15 protein-coding genes and 1 riboswitch are annotated in these 16,836 nt (G+C 57.4%); of the genes, 5 read left to right on the forward strand and 10 right to left on the reverse strand.

The annotated features are described in order from the left end of the window. Positions 1-115 precede the first annotated feature (115 nt). From SDD30_RS03805 to SDD30_RS03820, 4 genes are all read left to right on the forward strand, one after another. Entirely contained in the window at positions 116-1,501 is a 1,386-nt protein-coding gene (locus tag SDD30_RS03805) for a cytochrome ubiquinol oxidase subunit I (protein WP_434073610.1), read from the forward strand. Continuing rightward, entirely contained in the window at positions 1,492-2,496 is a 1,005-nt protein-coding gene (gene cydB / locus SDD30_RS03810; protein WP_434073611.1) for a cytochrome d ubiquinol oxidase subunit II, read from the forward strand. Before SDD30_RS03805 ends, cydB begins: the two co-directional genes overlap by 10 nt. 240 nt (positions 2,497-2,736) lie before the next feature. Continuing rightward, on the forward strand, positions 2,737-4,683 hold the full coding sequence (gene cydD / locus SDD30_RS03815; protein WP_434073703.1) for a thiol reductant ABC exporter subunit CydD: 1,947 nt from the start codon (positions 2,737-2,739) through the stop codon (positions 4,681-4,683). Then, positions 4,670-6,655: an amino acid ABC transporter ATP-binding/permease protein gene (locus SDD30_RS03820; RefSeq protein ID WP_434073612.1), complete on the forward strand. Its 1,986-nt coding sequence runs from the start codon at positions 4,670-4,672 to the stop codon at positions 6,653-6,655. The genes cydD and SDD30_RS03820 overlap by 14 nt, the downstream gene beginning before the upstream one ends. A 9-nt stretch (positions 6,656-6,664) precedes the next feature. Here SDD30_RS03820 and gmk read toward each other — a convergent pair whose 3' ends face one another. The 5 genes from gmk to SDD30_RS03845 all read right to left on the reverse strand — a co-directional run bounded on the left by gmk (position 6,665) and on the right by SDD30_RS03845 (position 12,496). Then, complete coding sequence (gene gmk / locus SDD30_RS03825; protein ID WP_434073613.1) at positions 6,665-7,312, reverse strand: guanylate kinase; 648 nt, start codon at positions 7,310-7,312, stop codon at positions 6,665-6,667. A gap of 82 nt (positions 7,313-7,394) precedes the next feature. Beyond that, positions 7,395-8,444 carry an MtaA/CmuA family methyltransferase gene (locus tag SDD30_RS03830; protein WP_434073614.1) on the reverse strand — a complete coding sequence of 350 codons (1,050 nt, stop codon included), beginning with the start codon at positions 8,442-8,444 and terminating at the stop codon, positions 7,395-7,397. Between the two features lie 111 nt (positions 8,445-8,555). Then, positions 8,556-9,830 (reverse strand): PucR family transcriptional regulator, encoded by a 1,275-nt coding sequence (locus tag SDD30_RS03835; RefSeq protein WP_434073615.1) that lies wholly within the window; start codon positions 9,828-9,830, stop codon positions 8,556-8,558. A gap of 281 nt (positions 9,831-10,111) precedes the next feature. Continuing rightward, complete coding sequence (locus tag SDD30_RS03840) at positions 10,112-11,119, reverse strand: MtaA/CmuA family methyltransferase (protein WP_434073704.1); 1,008 nt, start codon at positions 11,117-11,119, stop codon at positions 10,112-10,114. A gap of 27 nt (positions 11,120-11,146) precedes the next feature. Further along, positions 11,147-12,496 (reverse strand): MFS transporter, encoded by a 1,350-nt coding sequence (locus SDD30_RS03845; protein ID WP_434073616.1) that lies wholly within the window; start codon positions 12,494-12,496, stop codon positions 11,147-11,149. 322 nt (positions 12,497-12,818) lie between these two features. Further along, a riboswitch (cyclic di-AMP (ydaO/yuaA leader) is annotated at positions 12,819-12,962 on the forward strand. An 8-nt stretch (positions 12,963-12,970) separates the two neighbouring features. On the opposite strand from SDD30_RS03845, the gene SDD30_RS03850 reads away from it, so the two are divergent. Beyond that, positions 12,971-13,624, forward strand: coding sequence for a C40 family peptidase (locus SDD30_RS03850; protein WP_434073617.1), 654 nt, complete (start codon positions 12,971-12,973; stop codon positions 13,622-13,624). A gap of 192 nt (positions 13,625-13,816) precedes the next feature. Here the strand turns inward: SDD30_RS03850 and SDD30_RS03855 are convergent, their stop codons facing one another. The 5 genes from SDD30_RS03855 to hpt form a co-directional block, all read right to left on the reverse strand. Continuing rightward, positions 13,817-14,053, reverse strand: a complete 237-nt coding sequence (locus SDD30_RS03855) for a type II toxin-antitoxin system HicA family toxin (protein WP_434073618.1) — start codon at positions 14,051-14,053, stop codon at positions 13,817-13,819. After that, positions 14,050-14,271: a type II toxin-antitoxin system HicB family antitoxin gene (locus SDD30_RS03860; RefSeq protein ID WP_434073619.1), complete on the reverse strand. Its 222-nt coding sequence runs from the start codon at positions 14,269-14,271 to the stop codon at positions 14,050-14,052. The genes SDD30_RS03855 and SDD30_RS03860 overlap by 4 nt, the downstream gene beginning before the upstream one ends. A gap of 51 nt (positions 14,272-14,322) precedes the next feature. Further along, the gene (locus SDD30_RS03865) at positions 14,323-14,541 is read right to left on the reverse strand and encodes a type II toxin-antitoxin system HicB family antitoxin (protein WP_434073620.1); all 219 of its coding nucleotides are present in this window, start codon (positions 14,539-14,541) and stop codon (positions 14,323-14,325) included. A 71-nt stretch (positions 14,542-14,612) separates the two neighbouring features. Beyond that, positions 14,613-16,163 (reverse strand): glutamine-hydrolyzing GMP synthase, encoded by a 1,551-nt coding sequence (gene guaA, locus SDD30_RS03870; RefSeq protein ID WP_434073621.1) that lies wholly within the window; start codon positions 16,161-16,163, stop codon positions 14,613-14,615. A gap of 121 nt (positions 16,164-16,284) precedes the next feature. Then, positions 16,285-16,827 (reverse strand): hypoxanthine phosphoribosyltransferase, encoded by a 543-nt coding sequence (hpt, locus tag SDD30_RS03875; protein WP_434073622.1) that lies wholly within the window; start codon positions 16,825-16,827, stop codon positions 16,285-16,287. Positions 16,828-16,836 lie beyond the last annotated feature (9 nt).

Here is a 16,836-nt window from a genome sequence, read left to right on the forward strand (position 1 = left end):
CCTAAACCGCTCCTATCGCCCTTACTAGTTACAAGAAATCCTTGACGATAGTAATAAGATGGATTACTATTACTATAAGGCGCGCGCTAATCATTTATAGAAGGAGGAATGTCTGGTGGATGCCCTCTGGTTGGCCCAGCTGCAGTTCGGAATTACCTCCGTTTACCACTTCCTTTTCGTCCCCCTGACCCTGGGACTATCCGTCCTGGTGGCTATCATGGAGACCATCTACGTCCGTACTGGTGATGAAACTTACAAGCACATGACCCAGTTCTGGGGTAAACTCTTTCTCATTAACTTCGCCATGGGCGTGGTAACCGGCATCGTCCAGGAGTTTCACTTCGGCATGAACTGGTCGGAATACTCGCGCTTTGTCGGCGATATCTTCGGCGCCCCCCTGGCCGTCGAAGCTCTGGCCGCCTTCTTCCTGGAATCCACCTTCCTGGGTTTATGGCTCTTCGGCTGGGATAAGCTGCCTAAAGCCCTGCACGCCGCCTGTATCTGGCTGGTGGCCTTCGCCTCCAACCTTTCCGCCTTCTGGATCCTGGTGGCCAATTCCTTTATGCAGGAGCCAGTGGGTTTTACCTTACGTAACGGCCGCGCCGAGATGACGGATTTCTTCGCCCTCCTGACCAACCCCAACGTCCTTTACCAGTTTCCCCATACCGTCCTGGCCGGTTTTGTCACGGCTGCCTTTTTCGTCCTGGGGATCAGTGCCTATCACCTGCTGCGCCACAGTCAGCTGGAGCCCTTTCGCCGTTCCTTCCGGCTGGCGCTAATCATGGGCCTCAGCAGCAGCCTGCTGGTGGCGGGTATCGGTCACCTCCAGGGCCAGCACCTGGTCGCCTCCCAGCCCATGAAGATGGCGGCGGCCGAAGCCCTCTGGGACAGCGCCGACCCGGCCCCCCTGGCCCTGGTGGCCGTAGTTAATGAAAGCCAGCAGGCGAATTCCTTCGAAATTAAGCTCCCCGCCCTCACCAGTTTCCTGGCCTATAACCGTTTCCAGGGTGAGGTAAAAGGGCTGAAGGACCTCCAGGCCACGGCGGCAGCCCAATACGGCCCGGGGAACTATCTCCCCCCCGTAACCACCGTCTTCTGGAGCTTCCGCCTGATGATCGCCGCCGGGTTGTGGCTAATCCTGCTGGCCTTATATAGCCTGTACCTCTGGCGGCGGGGACGACTGGAGGCGAGCCCCCTGGTCCTCCGGCTCCTGCTCTGGAGCATACCGGTGCCTTATATCGCCAACACCGCCGGCTGGTTCATGGCGGAGATCGGCCGTTATCCCTGGATCGTCTACGGTTTGCAGCGCGTCGAAGCCGCCGTCTCGCCGGGGGTGGGCGCCGGTGCCATTTTATTCACCCTGCTGGCCTTCACCCTCCTGTATGGGGTCTTGGCGGTAGCCGACGTCTATCTTCTGGCCCGGTACGCCCGCCAGGGGGTCGAAGAAACCACACCGCCAGGAAGGGTAGAAACTACCGGGGAGGTATCACTATGGATCTGAATGTCCTCTGGTTTATCCTTATCGGCGTCTTGTTTACCGGCTTCTTCTTTCTTGAGGGTTTCGACTATGGCGTCGGCATCCTGGTGCCCTTCCTGGGGAAAAACGACGGCGAGCGCCGGGCCATCATCAACAGCATCGGCCCTGTCTGGGACGGCAACGAGGTCTGGATGCTCACCGCCGGCGGCGCCCTCTTCGCCGCCTTCCCCCACTGGTACGCCACTCTGTTTAGCGGTTTCTACCTGGCGTTGTTCCTAATCCTGGTGGCCCTGATCCTGCGCGGGGTGGCCTTCGAGTTCCGCAGCAAGGATGCGCGCCCGGCCTGGCGCAACTTCTGGGACTGGCTGCTCTGCCTGGGAAGCCTCTTACCGGCCCTCCTGTGGGGCGTGGCCATGGCCAACCTGCTGCGCGGGGTGCCCATCGACGGCCACATGCAGTACGCTGGTACTTTTTTTGATCTCCTCTCCCCCTATACCATGCTGGCTGGCCTGGTTTCCCTGGCAGTCTTTATCCTCCAGGGGGCCCTCTTCCTGGCCCTGAAGACAGGCGCCGACCTGCCGGAACGGGCCCGCCAGGCAGGTTTACGGTTGGGCGGCATCGCCATGTTCGCCTTCCTGCTCCTGGTAATCCTGAGCTACAGCCAGACGGATCTCCCGACCCGGCCCCTAGCGGTGCTGGCCCTCTGGGCCGCCCTGGTGACCCTGGTACTGGCCTGGTGGTTGCTGCGCTCCCGGCGTTACGGCCTATCCTTCATCTTGAACGGGTTGACTATTATCCTGGGCACCGCCGCCCTCTTCGGCGGCCTCTTTCCCCGGGTGATGGTCTCCAGCCTGAACCCGGAATGGAGCCTGACTATCTACCGCGCCTCCTCCAGCCCCTATACCCTGAAGGTGATGACCATTGTCGCCCTGACCCTGGTCCCGGTAGTCCTCATCTACCAGGGCTGGACCTACTGGGTTTTCCGGCAACGGGTCAAGGCAAAGGATTTGGAGTATTAGCGGTGGGAATTGGAAGGGAGACTTGTTGGATCTGGCTGCACCAGTCCCTGATTGAAAGCCTGCCATACCACCATTTGCTTCCTTAAAAGCTGGTACCGCAGAGGAGCATCAGAAGTGTGGCCACGTCAAGCGACCGGGTGGCCCTCCGGGACCACTGGGCCGGGTCTGTAAAAGCAGGGTGGGATGCGCTACAAGGAGTAACTACCAAAAGGTACCACCAGGGAGAGGTGAGGCAACTTGTTGCTGGAACGAAACCTCCTGGGCGAAGCCCGTCGAGTGCGCCTGCACCTGACCTTGACAGTGGGCCTGGGGCTGGGAGCCGGCCTCCTGACTATCCTGCAGGCCGGTTACCTGGCCCGGGTAATCAACGCTGCCTTCCGGGGCGGCCAGGGTCTGGATAGCGTCCGGCCCTGGCTCAACATCCTCCTGCTGGTTTTCTGCCTGCGGGCTGTCCTTGTTTGGGGGGGCAAGGTGACAGCCCACCAGGCCGCCGCCCGGGTAAAATACGATTTACGACAGCGCCTGGCCGGCCACCTCCTGGCCCTGGGTCCGGTACCCCTGAGAAGCGAGCATACCGGCGAACTGGTCAACGTCCTGACGGAAGGAGTTGAGGCCCTGGAGGGTTACTTTGCCGGCTACCTGCCCCAGCTGGCCCGGGCCGCCTTGCTCCCCCTGCTGATCCTGGCCTTCGTTTTCCCCCGGGACCTGACTTCCGGCCTGATCCTTCTGGGCACCGCTCCCCTCATCCCCCTGTTCATGTTCCTTATCGGCCAGCGGGCCGAGGCCATGAGCCGGCAACAGTGGGCGACCCTGAGCCGGTTAAGCGGTCACTTCCTGGATGTCCTCCAGGGCGCGACTACCCTAAAGATCTTCAACCGCAGCCGGGACCAAATCAAAATCCTGGCCCGGGTAAGCGACCGTTTCCGGGACACCACCCTGGGGGTCTTACGGGTGGCCTTTCTCTCCGCCCTGGTGCTGGAACTCGTTGCCACCCTGAGCGTCGCCCTGGTAGCCGTAACTATAGGCCTGCGCCTGGTAGATAACCGGATGCCCTTTGAGCAGGCCCTCTTGCTCCTCCTCCTGGCGCCGGAGTTTTACCTGCCCCTGCGTCTCCTGGGCAGCCGCTTTCACGCCGGGCTGGACGGCGTTACTGCCGCCCGGCGCATCTTTACTATCCTCGACCAGCCCCTGGCGGCCGGTGTAAGTTCGGCGGCTCGGCCCCAACCGGCCCCGGTACCAGCAGGCCCCCGTACCAATTCCATCGCTACCGGGGGCGATAAAGTGAGCATTGCGTTTAACGTCCATGAGTCTTACTCTCACGACGATGGAAACACACCTGATCCAGCAGTTTCATTAGATGATGATAACCTCCGGTCTTTAGCTGATGAAGAAAAAACACGCTCCCACCAACCCGGTCTCCACATCGCTTTGCACGATGTCTATTACAGTTATGACAGGAGCAACCGAAAGGCCCTGAAGGGTGTTTCCCTGGAATTGCATCCAGGTGAAAGGGTAGCCCTGGTCGGTCCCAGTGGTGCCGGCAAGTCAACCATCGCCAACCTGTTACTGCGTTTCAGCGAACCTGACCGGGGGACGATCCTGGTCAACGGTATCCATTTAAGTCAGATACCCCCGCAGGAGTGGCGGCGGCAGGTGGCCCTGGTGCCCCAGCACCCTTACCTCTTCCACGGCAGCATTGCTGCTAATCTCCTCATGGCCCGGCCGCATGCCTCCCGGGAAGAGCTGGTCGCCGCCGCCAGGGAGGCCGGGGCTCACGAATTCATTACCCATCTGCCCCGGGGTTACGATACCCCCATCGGCGAAAGGGGGTCACGCCTCAGCGGCGGCCAGCGGCAGCGCCTGGCTATTGCCCGGGCCTTTCTGAAGGATGCCCCCTTTATTATCCTGGATGAAGCCACCGCCAACCTGGATCCCGCCACCGACCGGGTAATCCAGACCGCCCTGGAGCGCCTAATGGCAGGCCGCACAGTGCTGATAATCGCCCACCGGCTGACCACGATTCGCCGGGCCGACCGCATCCTGGTCCTGGATGGCGGCCGGATAATTGAAGCAGGATGGCACGAGAAGCTCCTGGCCCGGCGGGGTCTCTATTATCGCCTGGTGGCGGCCTTTAATGACCCGGCCGAGAAGAAAGATGAAGGAGCGGGCAGAGGTGAAACAAAGTAACTGGCAGGCGTTTAAGTATCTCCTGGGTCTGACGGCCTCCTCCTGGAGACACATGATCCTGGCCGCCTTCCTAGGCTTCGTAACTATTGGCAGCAATATCGGACTGCTGGCTACTGCGGCCCTGCTCATAGCCAGCGCCGCCCTCCATCCCCCGGTGCTGGACCTGATGCCCGCTATAGTCGGGGTGCGCTTCTTTGGTATCTCCCGGGCTCTCTGTCGCTACCTGGAACGTTACGTCGGCCACCAGGCTACCTTTCAGCTCCTGGGCGAGTTGCGGGTATCCTTTTACCGCGCCCTGGAGCCCCTGCTCCCGGCCCGGCTGCCGGATTACCGCAGCGGCGAACTCCTCGACCGGGTCGTAGCCGATGTGGAAACCTTAAAGGATTTCTACCTCCGGGTCCTGCTCCCGCCCCTGGTGGCTTTGATGGTCATGGGGGCAGTCTTTATTTTCTTGGCCCGTTTCAGTATTAGCCTGGCCCTGGCCTGGCTGGCCTGTTTCCTGGCTGCCGGAGTAGTCGTGCCCCTGGTCCTGGGAGCGGCCAGAAACCCGGACCGGCGCCAAGAGGAGGTACGGGCTACCCTTAACGCCACTCTGGTGGATACCGTGCAGGGCATGACCGAAATCCTGGCCTGTGGCCGGGAGCAAGAACAGGTGCATCGCCTCAACACCCTGGGCCGGGAGTTGCAGCGTCACCAGGAGAAAAGCGCCAGCCGCGACGGCTTGGCATTGGCTCTGACCGGCCTGGCCGGAGACCTGTCCCTCTGGCTGGTGCTAGTGCTAGCCGTCCCCCTAGTAACCGCGGGTAAGCTGGATGGCGTCTACCTGGCCATGCTCACCATGGCAGCAGCAGCAAGTTTTGAAGCCATTGCATCTCTGCCGGCCATCAAAGAACACCTTCAAGCCAGCCTGGGGGCAACCCGGCGTCTCCTGGCCATTATCGCTACCTCAACCCCGGAACGGGGGTACGCCGCCGGCCCCATACCCCTCAGCCGGCAGAACCCGGCCGGCCCCGGGTCATCTAACCAAGGATTAGATAGTACCTGCAAGGTCCTTCCCCTGGCCCGTCAGACCCGACCCAGCCGCCGATCCTATAATAGCGGAGGGACAACCGGCCCTGAAATGGCTCTACAGGGTGGTAGTGGCCAGGGGTTAGATACGACCCGGGAGACTGCCGGCCGGTATTATACCGGCCGGACACCTGGAGTATGCTCTGCCTGTACCTCCCGTTCGATTGACTATCACCTGCAGGTCCGGGGATTGCGTTTTCGTTACAGCTCCGATGAACCCCCGGCCCTGGACGGTATCAACTTCACCCTGCCCGCAGGTGGCCGACTGGCCCTGGTCGGCCCCAGCGGCGCCGGAAAGACTACCCTGGTTAACCTCCTCCTTCGCTTCTGGGACTATGAGGCGGGTTTCATCCGTCTGGGTGGGCGCGAGCTCAAAGATTATCCGGTTGAAGACCTGCGGCGCTTGCTGGCAGTAGTCAGCCAGCCTGTCCATCTTTTTAACGCCTCCCTGGAGGAAAACCTGCTCCTGGCCCGGCCGGAGGCCGGTACGACGGAACTATGGTCGGTCCTGCGCGCCACCGACCTGGAAAACTTTATCCACAGCCTACCCCAGGGTCTTGATACCTGCATTGGTGAAGATGGCTTAAAACTCTCCGGCGGCCAGCGCCAGCGCCTGGCCCTGGCCCGGGCCCTCCTGAAAAATGCCCCCATCCTGATCCTGGATGAAGCTACCAGCGGTTTAGATGCCCTGTCGGAGCAAGGATTGTTGCGGACCATCCACCAGATTATGGTCGGCCGGACCACCCTGGTCATTACCCACCACCTGGCGAGCCTGGAGGCTATGGACGAAATCCTGGTCCTGGACAAGGGCCGGGTCATTCAACGAGGCCGGCATGAAGAACTTCTCCAGCAGGATGGCCTTTACCACCGCATGTGGGAAATGCAACAGGTGATAGCGCCATAACAAATAATGCTATTTCAATTTCCCCGAACCCTTCTGGGAATACTCAGTCAGGATCTGGACCAGTTCGCCCCCGGCCCGTTCCAGGTCATCGTTGATGATCACATGCCGGTACCTGTCAACGTAGCCCATTTCCATAGTCACCCGTTCCAGCCTTCGGGCAATGACGCCGGGATCCTTTTCCCTCCCGGCCAGCCGGTGGCGCAATTCCTCCAGGTTGGGTGGGGCGATAAAAACCGGTACTACATTATCCGGGAAGCGCTTCATAACTTCGGCGCATCCCAGGACATCCATATCGGTGGTGAGGTCATAACCCTTCTCCAGGGCGTAGAGGATGGTCGGCAGGTGGGTGCCGTAGTAATCCCCCGAGTAGATCTGTTTCCATTCCAGGAAGGCGCCGGCGGCAATCATGGCCTCAAAATCATCTTTGCTGACAAAAAAATAGGGTGCACCCTGGGTCTCCCCCGGCCGTACCGGACGGGTGGTAATGGAGGGCAGGTAATAGATACCTCTCACCCGCTCCAGGGCAAAATGGAGCAGGGTGTTCTTCCCGACTCCGGAAGGCCCGGAAATAATAAAAAAGAGGCCCGGCCTCTCTTTGCGGTCCCGGGTTTGAAAGTTGAGGATAAGCCCTGCCGTAGAATTATTGCCATCTTCCATAGATTGTCATCACACACCATAAAAATTATGGAGGCCTAGCAAATTAAATACATTTTAGCATACCTTTCGAGAAGGAGCAATGCTACTTTTCCCCGTGTTCGCGCTGCCGGCGGTTGAAGTCACGCACCGCCCGAACGACCGCCTGCAGGTTCCGGTTCGGCGTCCGCAGGGGTACGGCGCACTCCGGCGCTACCAGGTGGACGCCGGCCCGGAGCAACTCTTCGACGGCGGTCCTTACTTCATCGACTCTACTGTTGAGGAGGGTCTGGGGGTTGTTAAGGCCGCCCACCAGGGTCAACTTCCCATTGGCCAGATTGAGGAGTTCTCCCGGCGGGTTGCGGGAATCGAAATGAAAGGCCGTAAATCCAGTCTGGGTGAAGTAACCCAGCCGATCGGTAGCCCGGCCGCAGGTGTGCAGGATGACGGGAATTTCCGCCGGCCACTGTTCCATGGCCTGCTGGTGCCGGGGCAAAAGAAACTCCCGGTAGGCTGCGGCGCTGACCAGGTCACTGGTGGCGTGGTCAGCCCAGGTGAGGACGTCGGCCCCGGCCCCCAGCTCCGCCGCAGCCAGCTGCAGGGGTACCGCCAGTAACCGGTCCAGGAGTTCGCGCACGGAATCCGGTTCCAGGACCAGCCCCAGGAGGAAATTCTGCACCCCGCAGAGGTGGTAGGCCAGGGTCCAGGGACCAATGACTTTACCTACCACAGCTATTCGGTTGCCGTAGCGGTCTTTTAACAGGCGGATAGCTTTCAGCAGGGCTTTAACCGGTTGCCGGTCCAGGAAATTACTCGGCGGTCGCCAATCGTCCCATCTCTCCAGGGGGTTCTTTTTAACAGCCGGCATGGCATCCGCCGGATTCCAGTCCACGTCACACCCCAGAGCGGCCGCTTCCAGCAGGATACTGAAGTAGGGGGCCGTGGTATCAAAACCCAGGAGTTCATGGCCGGCGGCAGCCAGGGCGGCCATCTTATGCGGGTCGGTATGGGCTTCCGGGAAATAAGCGCCGGTGGCCGCCATGCTTTCCACCGTCGCCACCGAAGTCGGCGTTATCAGGGGTAAGCGATCGACTTCCCCTCCCTTTAAAGCCCCTATTACTCGCTCGCAGCCCGTCATTTGTTCCCTGGCCGCCATGACTTATCACCCCCCTCCCCCTCACGACCGTCTCACTATGGCTGCGCTAAGTTTGCCGCTACCGCAAACCCCGCCGGAGACGGGCCATTCCTCCCCTCCCGCGTCCAGCTGCTATCCCCGGTCCAGGCCTGAAGGCACAGGATCATTTCGCCGCTGTAACGCGGCCAGGCGCCGGTAAATGGCCAGCATCTTCAGCCAGAAAAGGGCGCAGAAGCCGCTATCGGGATCCAGGCCCGTCAGTTGTTTCAATCTCTCCAGGCGGTTGGTGACGGTGTTGCGGTGCAGGTACAGCTTATCGGCCGTTTGCTTGATGTTCATGTTATTATCAATATAAACCTCGATCGTGTCCAACAACTGGATACCCTCTTCTCCGGCTGTTTCGATCCGCTGAAATAGTGGTTCCAGGTACCTGCTGGTCAGACGCCCCGGCAAGGCGCACACCAAGGCTTCAAAAAGAATAGCCTCGGCATCGATAAAGCCATACATCTTGCCGCAGGACCGACCAAGGGAGATTAACTCCACCGCCTCCAAGTAGGATTGCCGCAAGCCGGCAACCTCGGCAACAATACTCCCATAAGCCGCCTGGACGGCAAAGAGGTGGTTATCCTTTATCAGTTCATATAGGTGCTTGCCCATCACATCCAGGGCCTGGTAAAGGCGGCCGGGGTTCTCCATATTTAGAAAAGCCTTGCAAATCACCAGGTGCTCCTCACCATGGAAAGCAATAAGGTCCTGAGCTGTTAGATAAAGATCGCCCTTGATCTGATCCCAGATTTCACCTTTTAACTGTTCCCGGGTAACGTCATAACCCAGGTGCAGGTTAATATTAAAGTAGCTGTTCTCTTTGGGTTCCAGTCGTAGGACGATAACGGCCCGGGGCAGGTTGAGATCATACCCGGCATTCAGAGCCCGTAACTTTAATTCCTCCTCCCTGGCTGCGGCTTCCCGGTCCAGAAGAGCATTTAAAAGGGCCTCCTCTTCCCGGGCGGCGAAGTGTTGCTCGTCCCGGCGCCGGGCTGCCGTCAACACCCCTACGAGGGCGGCCTGCAATAAAGCCAGGGTTTCCCGGGACAGCACCCCCTGCCAGCCCAACCAGGCGGTAAGTTCATCGCTAACGGTTATGGGGAGGAAGGGGGCTATCTGGCCACCATTATCCTCCAGTTGCGGATGTTGCCGGGCGGTATGGAATTCGGCAGCGGGCACTGGGGCCGAGGGCAACGCGACCCCGGCAACGGTTAACTCCTGTACCTCCGGCCGGGTTAAGTTTACCCGCGACGGATCAGAGCTGGCAACGATTACCCCCTCAAGGTTGATAACCTCTATAACCCCCGGACCGAAGGCCGCCGCACGGTCCAGCAGGGGCTGAATTAAGTCCTGGTGCAGCATATTGGGCTCTACCCCCCTTCCTCTCCGCTTCCCCTCCGCTTTTTGGACCATTGTCTAATAAAGTAAAAGTTAACTCCCAACAACTATAAACGCCTCTACCGTCAGACAAAAAATTCGCGATAACCTTTCTTTACTCCTGCTCTTTTCTATAAACAGGCCCCCGGCTTCTCTTCCGGGGGCCCGCCAGAATGGTGACAGATTTTCGCAGTATTAATCACTGGCACCCGGATAGCCATCCTGGGGGTTTGCCAATCTTTGTTGCACCCGTTTTAAGGCCCATTTTAATGGGTGCGGCAGTATTCCTCCACCGCCGCCACGATCGCCTTCAGATTCGCGTTAGGTGTCCGTAAGGGCACGGCGCACTCCGGGGAAATAATTTCAATACCGGCCTCGCAGTTGGCCCAGACCTCCCGGCGGACATCGTCCGGGGTGCCGTTAAACAGGGTCACCGGGTTGTTGATACTGCCAGTCAGAGCGATACGGCCATTGATAATTTTGTGGGCCGTTCGGGGGTTGACCTTGGAATCGAAGTGGAAACAGTTGAAGCCGGCCCGGGCGATATAATCCAGGCGGTCGGTGGTGTTGCCGCAGATATGCAGGATAGTAGGGCCTTTGATCTGCCCCGTCATCTCCTGGTGCACCGGCAGGAGGAAGTCACGGTAGCAGGTGCCGCTCACCAGGTCGCCGGTAGCGTGGTCGGCCACCGTGACCACATCGGCGCCGGCGGCGAACTGGGCGTTGGCGAACATAACGCTAAGGCCTTTAAGCTTATCCAGGAAACCGCGCACCTTGTCCGGTTCCAGGATGGTTTTGATGAGGAAGTTCTGGGTGCCGTGCAGGTGGTAGGACAGTGTCCAGGGGCCCATTATCTTGCCCACCAGGCAGACGTGGTCGCCGTACTCCTTTTTCAGGATGCGCAGGGCATCCAGCACGGTCCGGATAGAGGGGCGCTCCAGGAAATCATCCGGGATCGTGATCGCCCCAGGATCCTCATAGGGGTTCTCCAGGACATCGGGCATGGAGTCAATTTCACCCCAATTCATCTTGAGGCCGAAGGCCGCCGCCTCCTGCTGGACACTGAAGTAGGGGGCGATGGTGTCGAACCCCAGGATCTCGTGGCCGGTGGCGGCCAGGGTGGCCATTTTCTCTGCGTCCAGGTGGACGGCGGGGAAATAGGCGCCGCAGGCCGCCATGGATTCTACAGTAGCTACCGATACTGGATTGCCCACGGGGATACGGTCGACCCATTGCTGGTTTAAAGCACGGAGGACACGTTCTTTGGGAGTCATGACGGACAATGGATGTCACCTCGGTAGTTATTCAGTAATAGCCTGATTATGAAATGTGGTCTCATGTCTATCGCTGACTAATGATGAAGCAATCAAACCCAGTACCGCGCAAAAGGCAATAAACACCCAGGCGTAGGTGTAGGAAACACCGGCTGCCGTTTTCATAATAAGGCGGCTCATAATGAGCGGAGCAAAGGCAGCTCCAAAGTAGGCGATGCCAGTCACAAAACCGAGGGCGCGGCCATACATCTCTGGACTGAAAACATCGGCCGGCCAGGCAAGGATTGGACCCCAGATCATATTGGCAAAGAAACCGGCACCGGCTAGGATGAGTACCAAGGCCATATTGCTGATCCCCGGTCGCACCGTGGCCAGAAGAAGAATAAAGGGGATGGTGCCGATAAAGGAGAGGATAATCATTGGGCGGCGACGACCACTGAATACCTTGTCCGAAATCCTGGAACTCAGGAAAGCACCGATTATTCCGGCGGCAAAGTAGATAGAGGCCCAGGCACCCATCTTCGTCAGGCTAAACTTAAATACTTCACTTAAATAACTGGGCGACCAGGTAACTACCCCCCAGAAGGTCATCTGGCAGGCCAGGTAAGAGATCACCACAGCTATAAAACTCTTATTCAGTAATACATCTCGCAGGGGAATCTCAGCCTTTTTAGCCTGCTGGGCCAGGTTCTCCCGGCTAAGGGCCCCTTCCTGCAATATACCGCTCTCAAGTTCATCGGCGTAACTCTCCTTAACCTCAGCATCACTTAAACGACGCATCTGTTCAGGCCGGTCATAAATAAAAAACAATACGATTATCAGTGGTACCAGACCGAAAAGACCCAGCCAGATAAAAACCGGACGCCAGTCGTTAAAGTAGGCAGCCAGAAAAGTTGCCAGCAAAGGTGCCCACGCCGGGGTAACAATCCAGGACCAGGAAAGGATCCCCTGGGCCTGGGCCCGCTCCCTTTTCGGGAACCAGCGGGCGATTAGGCGGGCACTCGGTACAAACTCGGTGCCAACTAAAATACCAAATAAAGCATTACGGATATACCATTCAGTGACATTCTGCATAAAAGCCATGTAAATAGTAAAGAGGCTCCAGGTAAATAATGAAAACACCAGTACTTTTTTGGGACCAAAGCGGTCGCAAAGGAAACCGGATAGAACCTGGGTCGGACCGTAAAAAACCATCAATAAGAACATGGCATTGCCAACATCACCATGGGTCAGGTGGAGGCTTTCACTGATCAAGGGCACCAAAACCGTTGTTTTTACCCGGTCCAGGTACTGGATGCTGTAGCCGAAAAACAATATGGCTGCAACCAGATAACGGTAACGCCACCAGCCGGCAGCTGCCGGAGCATTTTTGTTCATAAAGTTCCACCTCGCTTTTAAGGTTTAGTGTCCATTCCGGTGTTTTCAAGCCTCCTCCCTCCCACACCGTTTTCTGATTATGGACTAAATATACTTTCTTCGCTCTAGCGGAAAAACCTGTGGTCTTCATGCACACTCTTTCTTCGCCAAAACGTTAATTGATAGGCAAAAAGCATATCCCATTCTTCCCGGTATAACTGGTATGAATTCATAAGAAAAAGCTCCTTAAGGAAAGAATATTTTACTTCCTGCCAGGTTATGGCGCCAGAGCTAGTATAATGGCATTTTACTGTTCCCTTTTTCGACGGTATAATTAAAAAGTCATATTTTTGCACCGAATTCCCGTAAAGACGGGAAACGGGGGATATTTTTGGGGTGAAGAGCAGGGGTAAAAAAGTCCCTGACTCCGGGCTAACTCTCGGTCCGAACCCGACAACTAACCTCGTAGGTGTGCGAGAGTGAGGTCTTAGCTAATTGAAGAAGTGGTCGAAGTATTGTCTGACCGCCACCCTGGCCGGGGCCTTTACTTTAGTGGCCGCCGGGGTAGCCCTGGCCCAACCATACGAAGTGCAGAGGGGGGACACCCTCTGGGCTTTATCACGGCGCTATGGTGTAACGGTAGAACAGATTCAAGCCGCCAACAACTTGGATTCCTCGCTAATTCTTGTTGGACAAACCCTGGAGATCCCCACCGGCGACAACCCACCCGCCACCAGTTATGAACCCACCCCGGCATCTCGTAGCGAAAGCGTCGCTCCCTCTACCGTGGGCGCCCGGATCGCCGCTATTGCCCGCCAGTATGAAGGAACTCCTTACCGTTGGGGTGGGACGAGCCCTAAGGGTTTTGATTGTTCCGGATTTACCCTGTACGTCTTTGACCGTGTAGGTATTGATCTGCCCCATTCGGCTAGCGACCAGGCCTCCTTGGGCACCCATGTGGATAAAGATGAACTTATGCCGGGCGATCTGGTCTTTTTCCACACCTATGCCCGGGGTATCAGCCATGTGGGCATTTATGTCGGAGATGGCAATTTTATCAGCGCCACCAATAGCGGCGTGTCCATTGACAGCATCAACGATCCTTATTACTGGGGGCCGCGCTACGTTGGCGCCCGGCGGGTGAGGTAGCCTAAATTAAAAGGCGGCTGAACGCCGCCATCCCTTGTTGATTGCTGCAGGTGGTGCCCCGCGTAACCAGGGCTTTTGCTAGACCTCTTATCCTTATTTTCCAGGTTAAGAGGTCTTTTATTTCCACTGATTGAAGACAGGGATCGAAATACATCCTCAAGTATTACACGCCCAAAAAAGGGGAAATATGGTTTACAAGACTGTTTGTCGTAACCTCTCATATTCATCAGGATCGATTTTTATATCACGCAATATTTTACGGATTAGACCCCTTCCAAGATCTTCACCTGGATGAAAAGGCACAACCGTACATCTCCCATCATAGTGTTCAAAAAAGACATGGCTCCCTACCTGGCTCCGGCGCTTGAAGCCTAAATATTTTAATATACGCTCCATGTCCGCCGGAGAAATAATGGCTAACCTGGTCATAGGGCTACCTCGATTTCATGAACACCGACAAAGGTTTCGGGTACAGTTTCTTTTGCTCCCTGTACCCCCAGGCATAATTTAATTGCTTCCTGAATCCTGGTGTCAAGATCATTGAGGTTATCGGCCTGAGTGTGACAACCAGGTAAAGCAGGTACTATAGCGATGTATTTACCATCCTCGTCTTTTTCGATAATTACGGTGAAGCGGCGCTTTACCACTATTATCGCCCCTTTCCCTCATAAACTTTTTCTAAGTCGGCGAAGACACCACTAAACCTCCACTGGTACTTGCTCCAATAATGCGCCTCCTGAAGGAATCTCCTTGTTTTGCTGGTGATAGGCCAAAAACATCTCCTTCAACGCATCTTTTAGCATCTCCCCGTATTCTTCCAGGGTTTTCCCTTCTGTTACTACTTCTGGCCACTCAACCAGTTGCCCTAAATAGCCGGAGCCAATTTTTATATATCTCGCCGTATAATTACTTAACATAAAAAACACCTCCTGTTAAACCCTCACTATAAAGTATAACTGCTTTCGCAATGTCTTTGCAATAATGTTGCCTACTCCCACTCGATGGTTGCCGGGGGTTTGGAGGTGATGTCGTAGACGACCCGGTTGACATGGCGGACCTCATTGACGATGCGGGAGGAGATACGTTCCAGCAGGTCATAAGGCAGCCGCGCCCAGTCGGCCGTCATGGCGTCGTCACTGGTCACCGCCCGCAGGACGACGGGATAGGCGTAGGTGCGCTCATCCCCCATGACCCCGACACTCTTCATGGACGGCAGCACGGCGAAGGACTGCCAGATCTCCCGGTAGAGGCCGGCGCGCCGGATCTCCCCGGTGACAATGGCGTCGGCCTGGCGCAGGATGGCCAGCTTCTCCGGGGTAACCTCCCCCAGGATGCGAATGGCAAGGCCGGGACCTGGGAAGGGCTGGCGCCAGACGATCTCCTCCGGCAGGCCCAGTTCCTCCCCTACCCGGCGCACTTCGTCCTTAAATAAAAGGCGCAGGGGTTCCAGGAGCTTTAGTTCCATATCCTCCGGCAGACCGCCGACGTTATGGTGGCTCTTGATAACCGCCGCCGTTGCCGTGCCGCTCTCAATGACATCCGGGTAGAGGGTGCCCTGGACCAGAAAGTCCACCTTACCCAACTTCCGGGCTTCCTCCTCAAAGACGCGGATAAACTCGCGGCCGATGATCTTACGTTTCCCTTCCGGGTCTACTACCCCGGCCAGTTTGGACAGAAAGCGCTCCGTGGCGTCAACGTAAACCAGGTTCATTTGCATAGTCTGGCCAAAGGTCTGCTGCACCTGTTCGGCCTCCCCCTGGCGCAGGAGGCCGTGGTTGACAAAGACACAGGTCAGGGCCGGGCCTACGGCCCGGTGGACCAGGGCGGCGGCGACGGAGGAGTCCACCCCGCCGCTCAGGGCGCATAGCACCCGGCTATTACCTACCTGCCGACGAATGGCCGCCACCTGGTCTTCAATAAAAGAACTAACTGACCAGTCGCCGCGGCAGCCGCAGATCTGGAAGAGGAAGTGGCGTAGAATCTCCTGGCCCCGGGGCGTATGCTTGACCTCCGGGTGAAACTGGACGCCGTACAGGCGGCGTTCCGGGTTGCTCATGGCCGCCACCGGGGTATGGGTCGAGCGAGCCGTCACCTTGAAACCCGGCGGCGGGGCGCTAATATAGTCGCCGTGGCTCATCCAGCACGGCATGGTACGGGGCAGACCGGCAAAGAGAACGTCCGCGCTCTCTACTTCCAGCTCCGTCTTGCCGTACTCCCTCCCGGCGGCGGCTTCCACCCTGCCTCCCAGGTCGTGGGCCATGAGCTGCATGCCATAACAGATGCCCAAGATGGGAATACCGCTGGTATAAAGGGCCTGATCGATGCGGGGCGCGCCGGGGCTGTAGACACTGGCCGGGCCGCCGGAAAAGATAATTCCCTGGGGTTTCCGGGCTAAAATCTCTTCCAGGGTGGTATTAAACGGAATCATCTCCGAGTAAACGCCGGCCTCGCGGACACGCCGGGCGATGAGCTGGTTGTACTGGCCGCCAAAATCCAGTACCAGTACTATTTCCGCTAGCTGTTTGTTTCCTTCGGTCATCTATGCTAACCTCACCAGTTAATTTTAATGGGTCTTAATGGCCCTGCATCTTATCAAGCGAACGTATGCTCTAATTTTCTTGCCTCAAGGCAACCGCCAATCTTTACCCTGATGCCGGCCCCTACTTTCGGTTATAAACCTCCGGTTTTAAGACGCAGATATCCGGCAGGTGGCGGTACTTCTGGGCATAATCCAACCCGTAACCAACAACAAAGTAATCCGGGATGCAGAAGCCGCTGTAGTCAACATGAACATCTACCAGCCGCCGTTCCGGTTTGTCCAGGATGGTACAGGCCTTGATGCTAAGGGGTTGGCGGGCCTTCAAGTTTTCCAGTAAATACTTCAGGGTCAGACCGGTGTCAACAATATCTTCAACGATCAACAGGTGTTTATCCTCCACCGGCACCTCCAGATCCTTCAGGATTCGCACTGCCCCCGAGGTGCTGGTGCCGGCGCCGTAGCTGGAAACGGCCATGAAATCCAGCTGCAGGGGAATCGTAATCTCCCGCACCAAGTCGGCTAGAAAAATAATCGCCCCTTTCAGGATACCAACCACCAGCAGGTCTTTTCCCGCATAATCACGGCTGATGGCCGCGCCCATTTCCTTGACCCTCTGCTGAATAGCGGCGGCGCTGACTAAAACTTCGGCAATATCTTTCCGCAAACTAAGTTC

It is taken from the genome of Moorella naiadis (nom. illeg.), from assembly GCF_051020825.1.
Classification (GTDB): Bacteria; Bacillota; DSM-521; order Neomoorellales; family Neomoorellaceae; genus Neomoorella; species Neomoorella naiadis.